The sequence below is a fragment of the Alloscardovia theropitheci genome (assembly GCF_004332295.1).
GTDB classification, from domain to species: Bacteria; Actinomycetota; Actinomycetes; order Actinomycetales; family Bifidobacteriaceae; genus Alloscardovia; species Alloscardovia theropitheci.
The window spans coordinates 201,960-210,072 of sequence record NZ_RXLP01000026.1 but is presented as its reverse complement, the minus strand read 5'-3'; the positions used below and the strand labels follow the sequence as shown (position 1 = coordinate 210,072).

The window sequence follows — 8,113 nt, the reverse complement described above, 5'->3', positions numbered from 1 at the left end:
TTCAGGTTGATATCCTAGCGGCATCCCAGGCAGGTGCGGAACAGGCAGTGTCTACAGGGGCGGCTGATTTTGCATTATCTAATGCTTTTAATGTAGGCGTCGCGAATATTAAAGATGCTGGAATTAAACTCATTGTGCAGGTACAGCAACGCACTTCAGCGATTTGGTGTTCATTAGCATCAAATACAAGCATTAAATCTCCGAAAGATTTTGATGGTAAGACATTTGCAACATTTGGTGCAAATGAATCGGATGCAGTTATACGGCGAATGATACAGGCAGATGGTGGAAAAGGAAACTTTGATAAAGTCACTGTAGGCACGTCCACTTTCCAGACCCTTACATCTGGAAAGGCTGATTTTGGTGGTTTTTATTCCACGTGGGAAGGTGTGCAAGCTGATCTGTACGGGCCAAAGCTCAATTGTTGGAATGAGCCCGATTATGGTGTCCCAGGAAATGCTGATGAAATTGGTATCATCACATCCGATAAGAAGATTGCTCAAGATAAAGAAACCGTACAAGGTTTTACTCGTGCAATTCAAAAAGGATATACGTGGGCATATCTGCATCCACAAGAAGCTGCACAGATTCTAGTGAATGCGGCAAAGGATTCCAATCTTGATGCAGCATTAGTGAAAAAATCTATGCAGACAATTGTCGATGGACAGTACTGGGGAAATGTGGATGAAGTTCGTTCTGGGCAATTTGCTATCGGAACGATGAATGAACAAGCTGCACAGCAGTACTTTGACTTTATAGCTGACGCTGGCGCGTATACTGATGCAAATAATCAAAAGGTAACAAAGGCGCCGGTTGCTTCTGAACAAATGGATGCGCAGTTCCTTACCTCAGGGGCTGACATTGTGAAGGCTATAAAGTAGGACTGTTCTGCACGGGTGTGAGATGAAACCGTGCAGTAATGTGCAGTGCGTTTGCACAACACAGATAGAAATGAAAAAAGAAATAAGACGAGGTAAGTAAGTATGGTTCAACGCGTAATTCTAGATTGCGATACAGGCATTGATGACACTATTGCTTTGATGTATCTTTTTGGCTCTCCAGATGTCGAGATTCTGGGTGTGGTAGGAACGTTCGGTAATGTGACGGAGGAGCAAGCGTGTAACAATAACCGTACTCTTCTTGATGCAGCAGGGTTCTCGCGAATTCCCTCTTATCGTGGTGTATTCAAACCGTCCTTTGATGAAACTGACGGTGATTATATAGTCGATGAAGGGTGCGAACGTTTCCATGGAAAAAATGGATGGGGTGGTGCTCAGCTTACATTGCCTTCATCACTCCAGCGAGGAGAGATTCTTACTGGTGGTGTTGAATTCGAAGCGGATGCAGTGCGACGTTATGGTCACGATGTAATCGTTATTGCTACCGGACCTTTGACAAATATTGATGCAATGCTTACACGATACCCAGATCTTGCGGGACGATTGCGACTCGTTATCATGGGTGGAGCTCTCACTCAGCCGGGAAATTGCTATAACCTTATCAGTGAAACAAATATGGTCAATGACCCGGAAGCGGCTAATCGCGTATTCCATAGCAGTGCGGATATCAGTGTTATCGGTATAGATGTTACTCATCGCACTTTGATGACCCGTGCTCATGTAGATGGATTCGCTACGGATGGTGGACAAATCGGACAGTTCCTTGCTGATGCATTACGGTACTATGTCAATGCAAACGAACAGGCTGATCCCGTGTTCCTTGCTGGCTCGCCTCTGCATGATCCACTGGCTGTAGCGGCAGCGCTTGATCCAAGCTTAGTGGGGTATTTCCCGATTAACCTCATGGTTGATTTACAGGGTCCGCAGCGTGGACGAACGGTAGGAGATCCAACTCTTATTAATGAACCAGCTCGCAATGTTCGTATGGCGCTGACAGTCGATAGTGAACGTTTTGTTAATCAATGGTATGAGCGGGTACAGCGTGCCATAGCAATGATGAATTCTGTTATTAATACGTGCAGCTAGGGTATTAAAAGCCTAGATAGTGAGACTAAATCTCACAAGATTATTTGCGAATTTTCATCCATTTCCAAAACTTGAGTCGAACTCACTCAAGTTTTGGGAATAATCGTATTGAAGCCGATGTTGTATATATCAGAAACGTGGTAAAGCCTTATACATACAAGTGATAAGGCTTAGGAAAAGAAGGTTTGTGATATGGAACAGAAATTTACAACATTGGCTCAAGAAGCCATATCGTCAGCTGTGCAAAGCGCATCGGCGGCTGGCAATCCTCGGGTTGAGACCTTGCATCTCGTAGATGCTCTTTTGACTCAAGAGCAGGGAGTAGTTCGAGATCTTATAGAAGCTGCTGGTGCAGATGTACAGTCTATCGGGGCATCGATCCGCCAAGCTCTTGTGTCTCTTCCAAGAGTTTCAGGTAGCTCGGCTGGACAAGCTACTGCAGCTCGTTCTTTGGAAACAGCGCTTACTGATGCGCAAAAAGTAATGAGTGAAATGGGCGATGATTATATCTCGACAGAGCATTTGCTCATTGCTATAGCTCAAGGAAATTCTGAAGCAGCGCATATTCTGACACGCTTCGGCGCAACTGCCGAGGCTCTAAAGGGGGCCGTTGAAAGTGTACGCGGTGGGGCACATGTGACTAGTCCTGATGCGGAAAGTTCATATAAGGCATTGGAGAAATATTCTACTGATTTGACGGCACGCGCTCGCGAAGGAAAGCTCGATCCTGTAATTGGTCGTGACAAAGAAATTCGTCGCGTAATACAGATTCTGAGCCGTCGTACCAAGAATAACCCAGTTCTTATTGGCGAGCCAGGTGTAGGAAAGACGGCAGTTGTTGAAGGACTTGCACAACGAGTAGTAGCAGGCGATGTGCCTACTACCTTGCAAAATAAACGCGTTGTGACATTGGATATGTCTTCTATGGTTGCGGGTTCAAAATATCGTGGCGAATTCGAGGAAAGATTGAAAGCTGTTCTCGAAGAAATTGAACGTTCTGATGGAAATATTATTACGTTCATTGATGAAATCCATACGATAGTTGGCGCTGGTGCGACAGAAGGATCCATGGATGCTGGAAATATGCTTAAGCCAATGCTTGCGCGAGGTGAACTACGACTTATCGGTGCTACTACTTTGGATGAGTACCGCGAAAACATTGAAAAGGATCCGGCACTCGAACGCCGCTTCCAGCAGGTATTCGTAGGAGAGCCAAGCGTCGAAGATACAGTTGCTATCTTGCGCGGACTTAAGGAACGTTATGAAGCACATCACAAGGTAACTATCGGTGATGATGCTCTCGTGGCAGCGGCAACACTGTCCAATCGCTATATTTCCGGCCGACAATTGCCGGATAAGGCAATTGATTTGGTAGATGAGGCTGCGTCTCATTTGCGTATGGAACTTGATTCGTCACCAGAAGAAATTGATGAATTAACTCGTCGAGTAACGCGTCTTGAGATGGAGGAAATGCAGCTTAAGAAGTCTGAGGATATTGCATCTCAAGAGCGTTTAGAGAAGTTGCAAGCTGAACTTGCTGATACTCGTGAACGCTTGGCAGGTCTCAATGCGCGATGGGAGGCAGAAAAGAGTGGGCATAATAAGGTTGGCGATTTGCGCGCACAACTTGATGCTTTGCGTGTAGAAGCTGATAAAGCTACTCGCGATGGTGATTTGGAGAAAGCCTCTCGCATACTGTATGGTGAGATTCCACAGATTCAAAAGGAATTGGTTGCGGCTGAAAAGTCTGATGAGGACAAGCGTGACAATGAATCTGCGCCTGAGGCGGAGCCAATGGTTCCAGATCATGTAGATGCTGATTCTATTGCTCAAATCGTGTCAGACTGGACAGGAATCCCAGTAGGACGTCTCATGCAGGGTGAAAATGAGAAGCTTCTACATATGGAAGATGAGCTGGGGAAGCGCGTTATTGGTCAAAAGGAAGCTGTTAAAGCAGTAAGTGATGCTGTACGTCGTTCGCGTGCAGGAATTTCTGATCCAAATCGTCCAACTGCGAGCTTCATGTTCCTTGGACCAACCGGTGTAGGTAAGACGGAGCTTGCGAAGGCTCTTGCTGATTTCCTCTTCGATGACGAGCGCGCTGTGGTGCGCATTGATATGAGTGAGTATATGGAGAAGTCTTCCGTATCTCGTCTGATCGGTGCGGCGCCGGGCTATATCGGTTATGAAGAAGGTGGTCAGCTAACAGAAGCTGTGCGTCGTCGTCCATATTCAGTAGTGCTCTTCGATGAGGTTGAAAAAGCTCATCCGGAGGTATTCGATATCCTTTTGCAGGTTCTTGACGATGGCCGATTGACAGACGGTCAAGGTCGTACAGTGGACTTTAAGAATACGATTTTGATTATGACGTCCAATCTTGGTTCCCAGTTCTTAGTATCGGGGGATTTGGATGCTGCTGCTCGCAAGCAAGCTGTGATGAATGCTGTGCACGCGCATTTCAAGCCTGAATTTATCAACCGCTTGGATGATCTGATTATCTTCGAACCATTAACTCGTGATGAGCTTGCACACATCGTGGATATTCAGGTAAAGTCCGTTGCGTCTCGCTTAACTGATCGCCGTATTACCTTGGATGTAACACCATCTGCTCGTGAATGGCTTGCTGATATGGGGTACGATCCAGCTTATGGCGCTCGTCCGTTGCGTCGTTTGGTTCAAAGCGAGGTGGGCGATCAGCTCGCTCGTATGCTTTTGTCTGGACAGGTTCATGACGGTGATACAGTACTCGTAGATCAAACTGGTGGTGAGCATCTTGAACTAACGAGTTGGGCTACTGAAGAACTTGCTGCTGGGGCTGAGGCACAAGCTGATGCTAATCGCGACAGGGAAGAGCAGAATGAGCATAATGAGAATAATAGCGATGCGAACAATGCTTAACTAACTTGTGAGTTTTGTAAAATATGATTGTGCATAGCTGATATGGTCATATTCATAGTGGTGGATTGGTACTTATGTATCAATCCACCATTTAGTTTGGGCGATTCCGTATGATTAATGACATGAGAAATCGCAGTATTGAAGCAAATGAGCCATCAGATCCAAGTCGTTTTTTGCACTTTTACAAAGTTCAAGTCGAGCTTGATAATGGCGAAATTAACCGTTATGACGTTGTTACTCGTCACGAAGCTCATACCTTAGAAGATCTCGATCGCAGCGAGGGTGATGCTGTGAGCATTATCGCGACTTCGCATGATAAGAATCGTATGCTTATTATTCGAGAGTATCGTCCTGCAATAAATGGGTACGTATGGGCATTCCCGGCTGGGCTTATCGATCCTGAAGATGAGAACTTTGAAACGGCAGCAATGCGTGAACTCAAAGAAGAAACAGGGTATGACGTGGAGCGAGTTGATGATGTACTACGTGCTACCTATGCTACCCCTGGCATGACAAATGAATCTGTCGCTTTTGTCTATATAACTGTTGATGACAAACAGGCTAACGTTCAGCAACATCTTGAAGATAGTGAAGATATAACTGTTCGTTGGGTAAATCGCGCAGAAGCACGTGAAATTCTTGCTGGAACTGATGCAATTGACCAGCGTATGGCCTTGGTTCTTCATGAATTTATCGCACATTAATAGAAAATAGATAGAATTCATAGATGGGGAGAGCTACTGATGGATTCATTTAAGTGTTTAACTTTTCTAGGTGCTTTGATTATTTAGGTTTAAATACACGTTTATTCGTCTGATTTTCCTGCTGGTGTTATTTCTTTTAAATAGTATGATCGCGTTTGCGAGTGGAACGATTTGGGAAGTCGCAAGATATGGCAATGAATATCGGCGGTATTAGATTGAGCTGCACATTATGGCTCGAAACAGTATGTCGGTCATCTGAGATCACTAATTAATCCATATCGGCTGATCGTTATATTTAATTTGGTATCCTGATACAAGCGGCTTAAGTCTAAGGAGATAGGTGTGAATATTGTTATTGTCGATGATGACAATACTGATGCAATGCATACAGAGACCATGGTGAATAATTTCTTCACTGAACTCAAACAAGAGCGCTTGTCTATAAGTACCTCTGGCATGCCCGAAGACAGCAAAGATCAAGAGATACATTATCGAATTGATAGATATACTAATGGGGAAGATTTTCTTCACGAGTACAGCAGTAATACAGACATGATTTTTCTAGATATTGAGATGCCTGGAATGTTGGGAATGGAAGTCGCTCAAACACTAAGAACTGTTGATGCGCATGTCCCGGTAACATTTACTACACGCCTAGCGCAGTATGCTGCCCAGGGTTATGATGTAGATGCTGTAGGATATCTCGTTAAACCGTTCAGCCAGCAAGCATTTGATATAAAAATGCGGAAAATGTTTACTATAGCGACTCGCAGAAAGTCACGCTCGCTACTTGTTGCGGCTGAGGGTAAAGTTCAGCGCATAGATATACGTGAAATACTTTATATTGAAGTTAATCGACATGAAGTGACGTATCATTGTTCCACATTCGAAGTGACAAGTTGGTCAAGCCTTAAAGATGTGATAGCAATGCTTGAGAGAGAAAATCTTTTATCATCATTTTCACAGGCAAATAGGTATTCCATTATTAATTTAGATCATGTTAGCGCGGTTCAAGGTGAAAATGTGTTTGTAGGAAAGAGGAGCATTACTTTAAGTAGGGGTAGGCGAAAACAATTTATGATGGATCTGGCACATTACTTTGGTTCTTAAGAAATATGCGCAGAAGCTGTTGATTAGAGCATTTGTATTAGGGAAAATATGGAATTTTACTCGATACGATTATCGTTATTTTATATAGAGTTAGTCCTAGGGGCGCTTATATTTATCCGAAAAGAAGACTGGGAAACCATTATTCTCAGTTCGCGTATCTGGAAACTCTTAGTTTTGCCCTTGTTAGCTGTTCTGTATGGAAGTGTTCCACTTTTATATCTCAAATTTGTGCCAATCGAATCTTATTATTTAACGCGTAGCGTCATGCACAGTAATGGTAGCCTCATGTATTACATTGTTTCAGCAGCTATTGTTGCCTTGTCTTTGCGCTTTGCGACAGCAATGACATGGATAAAAACATTAGTTGTTGTTTCGTGTGGATATGCGACTCAACATATTGCATTTGACATATATCGTGTGGTTCTTAACGTTTTTAACGTTAACATTGAAGTCAATGATTGGAATCGTTGGAATTACAGTGATGCATATTATGCTGTAATTTACCCCATTATCTTTTTATGTGCATGGATATTTTTTGCACGACGATTCAAATTTGATGAGAGTAAAGTACGAAGGAAAGTAAAGTGGGTATGCGGTTGTATTGTTCTTATTTTCTTCTTAGCTTTCGTCAATTTGTACTTTATTCAGCAGATTAGCGGACAGGCGAGAATGCTGGTCTATATTTATGATGCTGCGTTAACTATTTTCGTGTTAAATACCCTCATTCAGACGTCTACGAATACTCAGCTTTCATATGATTTGATGACAATGAAGAGACTTGACAAGCTACAGAAACATCATTATCAATTGGCTCGTGAGAATGTCGAAATTATTAATGAACTAGGACATGATCTGCGCAAATCTATGAGAGATCAGGAGATGATATCCGAAGCTGATCAGGCGATAAATATATATGACTCGGTATTTCGTACGGGCAATACCGCTCTTGATGTTTTGCTTACTGAACGCTCATTTTATTGCAATTCACACAATATCACGTTAAGTGCACTCGCTGACGGAAGTAAGTTAGACTTTTTAGATGATAGTACTGTCTATTCGATTTTTGGTAATCTTATTGATAATGCCATTGAATATATAGAGAAGTCTGATAATAGTCAAGAATTAAGCATTATTGATCTTACAATTCGCAGAGAAGCGAATTTTGTAATTATCGAAATCAAGAATCCGTTAATGGATAAAATTTATATGAGTAATGGACTGCCAATGACAACAAAAAAGGGTAGTGATACGCATCTTCATGGGTTCGGCACTCGGTCAGTCCTGCGACATGTGCATAAACTTGGTGGCGAAATGGTAATATCGACGGAAAATAATACATACTCTGTAACTATTCTTATTCCTTCCAATACTGGGCTTTCATAAGCGTGGACCTGGTGGTGATATGCTGCTGAGGTG

6 protein-coding genes are annotated in these 8,113 nt (G+C 43.2%); all 6 read left to right on the top strand.

Annotated features, from left to right (window positions below; genetic code table 11):
• Positions 1-881 (top strand): ABC transporter substrate-binding protein (locus tag EJ419_RS07535; protein ID WP_240680373.1); only part of this gene is annotated, 881 nt, incomplete at its 5' end.
• Between the two features lie 102 nt (positions 882-983).
• On the top strand, positions 984-1,985 hold the full coding sequence (locus EJ419_RS07530; RefSeq protein WP_131285182.1) for a nucleoside hydrolase: 1,002 nt from the start codon (positions 984-986) through the stop codon (positions 1,983-1,985).
• A gap of 192 nt (positions 1,986-2,177) precedes the next feature.
• Positions 2,178-4,883, top strand: a complete 2,706-nt coding sequence (gene clpB, locus EJ419_RS07525) for an ATP-dependent chaperone ClpB (RefSeq protein ID WP_240680372.1) — start codon at positions 2,178-2,180, stop codon at positions 4,881-4,883.
• 122 nt (positions 4,884-5,005) lie between these two features.
• On the top strand, positions 5,006-5,587 hold the full coding sequence (locus EJ419_RS07520) for an NUDIX domain-containing protein (RefSeq protein WP_165496276.1): 582 nt from the start codon (positions 5,006-5,008) through the stop codon (positions 5,585-5,587).
• 342 nt (positions 5,588-5,929) lie between these two features.
• Positions 5,930-6,697, top strand: a complete 768-nt coding sequence (locus tag EJ419_RS07515) for a LytR/AlgR family response regulator transcription factor (RefSeq protein ID WP_131285178.1) — start codon at positions 5,930-5,932, stop codon at positions 6,695-6,697.
• A gap of 264 nt (positions 6,698-6,961) precedes the next feature.
• A complete protein-coding gene (locus EJ419_RS07510; protein ID WP_165496275.1) occupies positions 6,962-8,080 on the top strand; it encodes an ATP-binding protein in 1,119 nt (372 codons plus the stop codon).
• Positions 8,081-8,113: the final 33 nt, after the last annotated feature.

Excerpts from the sequence above, each read along its gene's own strand:
- clpB (WP_240680372.1), top strand. The coding sequence starts at position 2,178 with ATGGAACAGAAATTTACAACATTGGCTCAAGAAGCCATATCGTCAGCT.
- EJ419_RS07520 (WP_165496276.1), top strand. The coding sequence starts at position 5,006 with ATGAGAAATCGCAGTATTGAAGCAAATGAGCCATCAGATCCAAGTCGT.
- EJ419_RS07510 (WP_165496275.1), top strand. The coding sequence starts at position 6,962 with ATGCACAGTAATGGTAGCCTCATGTATTACATTGTTTCAGCAGCTATT.
- EJ419_RS07530 (WP_131285182.1), top strand. The coding sequence starts at position 984 with ATGGTTCAACGCGTAATTCTAGATTGCGATACAGGCATTGATGACACT.